General features: G+C 77.0%; 3 protein-coding genes and 1 pseudogene. All 4 read left to right on the plus strand.

Translation table 11 applies throughout. The features are described 5' to 3' along the window. Positions 1-237: 237 nt before the first annotated feature. A complete protein-coding gene (locus tag NH602_RS29600; protein WP_253069531.1) occupies positions 238-1089 on the plus strand; it encodes a nucleoside phosphorylase in 852 nt (283 codons plus the stop codon). Between the two features lie 11 nt (positions 1090-1100). Further along, positions 1101-2159: an NAD(P)-dependent oxidoreductase gene (locus NH602_RS29605; protein ID WP_253069532.1), complete on the plus strand. Its 1059-nt coding sequence runs from the start codon at positions 1101-1103 to the stop codon at positions 2157-2159. A gap of 78 nt (positions 2160-2237) precedes the next feature. Then, a complete protein-coding gene (locus NH602_RS29610) occupies positions 2238-2885 on the plus strand; it encodes a glycosyltransferase family 2 protein (RefSeq protein WP_308292898.1) in 648 nt (215 codons plus the stop codon). Next, positions 2882-3110: pseudogene (locus NH602_RS29615) on the plus strand (glycosyltransferase); the annotation flags it as partial. The gene NH602_RS29610 and the pseudogene NH602_RS29615, both read left to right, overlap by 4 nt.

Consider the following 3110-nt stretch of genomic DNA (forward strand, 5'->3'; position numbering starts at 1 on the left):
CGGGCCGCGCGGGACGGCCGCCGCGCGGCGGCTCGCCCTGCGGCGGACGCCCGCCCGCGGGGGGCGGGCCGCGGAAGTCTCCGGCCATGCCTGTGCCACCCTCCGATCGGCCCGGATCCTGGGCATCCGCGGCCGACGATACTGCGCGCCGTCGTCACCGGGACGCCGGGCGAGAGGGTCACCCCGCCCACCTGCGGTGTTCCACCCGACCGGGTGCGCGGGGGATGATCGTCGACGATGGACCTCCCCCTGCACGAGGACGACCTGGACGCCGAGGGCGTGATCCGGGCGTCGGCGATCACCCCGCTCCGCCCGGACATGCCGGCCGCGGCGGTGCTGTGCTGGTTCCCCGAGGTCGTCGAGGACATCGGGACCCGCTCCGAGACGGTGACCGTGCTGCGCAGCGAGCTCGGCCGCAGCCCGGTGTGGCGTACGACCGGGCCCGGCGGGACACCGGTCGCGGTACTGCACCCCGGCGTCGGCGCGCCGCTGGCGGTGATGTTCCTGGAGCACCTCGCGGCGCTGGGCGTCCGCACCGTCGTCGGGGTCGGCGGGGCCGGGGCGCTGCGGCACGAGCTGACGCTGGGGCACGCCGTCGTCCTGGGCAGCGCGCTGCGCGACGAGGGCACCTCGTTCCACTACCAGCCGCCGTCGCGGACGATCGACGCCGACCCGGACGGCGTCGACGCGGTGGTCCGGGTGCTCGACGGCGCCGGGGTGCCGCACGTCGTCGGGCGGTGCTGGACCACCGACGCCGTGTTCCGGGAGACCCCGGCGCGGGTCGCGCGGCGCCGCGACGAGGGCTGCGCGGTGGTCGACATGGAGGCGTCCGCGCTGGTCGCGGCCGCGCGCCGGATCGGGGTCGGCTACGGCCAGGTGTTCCTCGCCGCGGACTCGCTCGCCGGGCCGGAGTGGGAGCACCGCGGCTGGACCAGTGCCCGCGAGGCCCGGGCGGGCCTGTTCGGCCTGGCGCTGGCCGCGGCCGAGACCTGGGACGGGAGCCGCGGCTCCGGGGCCGGACCACGCGACGACCCGGCCGGCGCCGCGGACGGGGACGGGCGGTGGGCGGGCGGGACCGGTACGCCCTAGCGTCTGCGGGCATGCGCGTCCTCGTCACCGGCGGTGCCGGATTCATCGGGTCCCACGTCGCCGACCGCTTCGTCGCGGACGGCCACGAGGTCGTCCTGTTCGACGCACTGCTGCCGCAGGCGCACGGCGGCGAGGCCCCGGAGCTGGACCACGAGCTGGTCCGCGGCGACGTGCGCGACGCCGACACCCTGTCCCGGCTCCTGCCGGGGGTGGACGCGGTCTGCCACCAGGCCGCCATGGTCGGGCACGGTGTCTCCCCCGCCGACGCCCCCGACTACGCCTCCCACAACGACCTCGGCACCGCGGTGCTGCTGGCGCAGATGCACGCCGCGAAGGTGGACCGGCTCGTGCTGGCCGGGTCGATGGTCGTCTACGGGGAGGGCCGCTACGACTGCCCCGACCACGGCGTCGTCCGGCCCGGGCCGCGTGCGCTCGACGACATCGACGCCGGACGCTACGAGCCCCGCTGCCCGGAGTGCGGCAAGGACCTCGAGTCCGGCCTCGTCCCGGAGTCCGCGCCGGTCGACCCGCGCAGCACCTACGCCGCCACCAAGCTCGCCCAGGAGCACCTCGCGAGCGCCTGGGCCCGCCAGACCGGCGGGACGGTGTGGTCGCTGCGCTACCACAACGTCTACGGCCCGCGGATGCCCCGCGACACCCCGTACGCGGGCGTCGCGTCGATCTTCCGGTCCGCGCTGGAGCGCGGTGAGGCGCCGCGGGTGATGGAGGACGGCCGGCAGCGCCGGGACTTCGTGCACGTCACCGACGTCGCGGCCGCCAACGCCGCCGCACTCGTCGCCGACCCGGAGCCGACCGGCTTCGGCGCCGCGAACGTCTGCTCCGGCGAGCCGCACACCATCGGCGACCTCGCCGCCGAGCTGGCCCGCGCGATGGACGGCCCCGAGCCCGAGATCATCGGCGGCGCCCGGCCCGGCGACGTGCGCCACGTCGTCGCCGATCCGGCCTACGCGGCGGCCCGGCTGGGCTTCCGCGCCCGGACCACCTTCGCCGACGGGGTGACGGCGTTCGCGACCGACCCGCTCCGTTCACCGATCACCACGAACCGCTGAGGGGCGCCGTTCGAACCTCCTGCGGGACCCTCCCGCATTCGGCGGGCGGTGGACCGGCGGAGAGGTGAAGATCGCGACGTGCACCCGGAGATCGTCCTGCCGTGCCTCGACGAGGCGGAGGCGCTGCCGTATGTCCTGAAGCGGATGCCCGACGACTGGCCGGTGATCGTCGTCGACAACGGGTCGACCGACGACACCGCGGCCGTCGCGCGCGGGCACGGGGCGCGGGTGGTCGTCGAACCGCGTCGCGGCTACGGCGCGGCCGTGCACGCCGGGCTGGAGGCGGCCAGCGGTGAGCTCGTGGCCTTCCTCGACGGCGACGGCTCCCTCGACGCCGACGTGCTGCCCGGCATGGCCGAGACCGTCGCGTCCGGCCGCGCCGACATCGCCGTCGGACGGCGGGTCCCCGACACGGTCGGTGTGTGGCCCTGGCACGCCCGCGCGGCGAACGCGGTGATCGCCGGGATGCTGCGGACCCGGGGGGTCCCGGTGCACGACATCGCCCCGATCCGGGTCGCACGCCGGCAGGCGCTGCTGGACCTGCGGATCGAGGACCGGGCGTTCGGCTACCCGCTGGAGCTGCTGCTGCGGGCGGGCCGGGCGGGCTGGCGGTTCGACGAGATCCCGGTCGCCTACTCCCGGCGTGCCGGCGGGCGGTCCAAGGTCTCCGGCTCGGTCAAGGGCACCGTCCGGGCCGGGCGCGACATGGTCCGGCTGCTGCGATGACCGGCCCCGTCACCACCGTCGTCCTGGCCAAGGCCCCGGTGCCGGGCCGGGTCAAGACCCGGCTGTGCCCGCCCGCGACGCCCGAGCTCGCCGCGGCGATCGCCTCGGCGGCGCTGCTCGACACCCTCGACGCCGCCGCCGGGGTGGCCGGGGACACCGTCGTCGCGCTGACCGGGGACCGGGCCGCCGCCGTCGGTGCGGCCGATCTGGCCGCCGCGCTGGACG

Origin of the sequence: Pseudonocardia sp. McavD-2-B, from assembly GCF_024124365.1 — a bacterium.
In the GTDB taxonomy this organism is placed as follows: Bacteria; Actinomycetota; Actinomycetes; order Mycobacteriales; family Pseudonocardiaceae; genus Pseudonocardia; species Pseudonocardia alni.

What these genes read in the sequence shown, in the direction of transcription:
- NH602_RS29600 (WP_253069531.1), top strand. Translation starts at nt 238, where the DNA reads ATGGACCTCCCCCTGCACGAGGACGACCTGGACGCCGAGGGCGTGATC.
- NH602_RS29605 (WP_253069532.1), top strand. Translation starts at nt 1,101, where the DNA reads ATGCGCGTCCTCGTCACCGGCGGTGCCGGATTCATCGGGTCCCACGTC.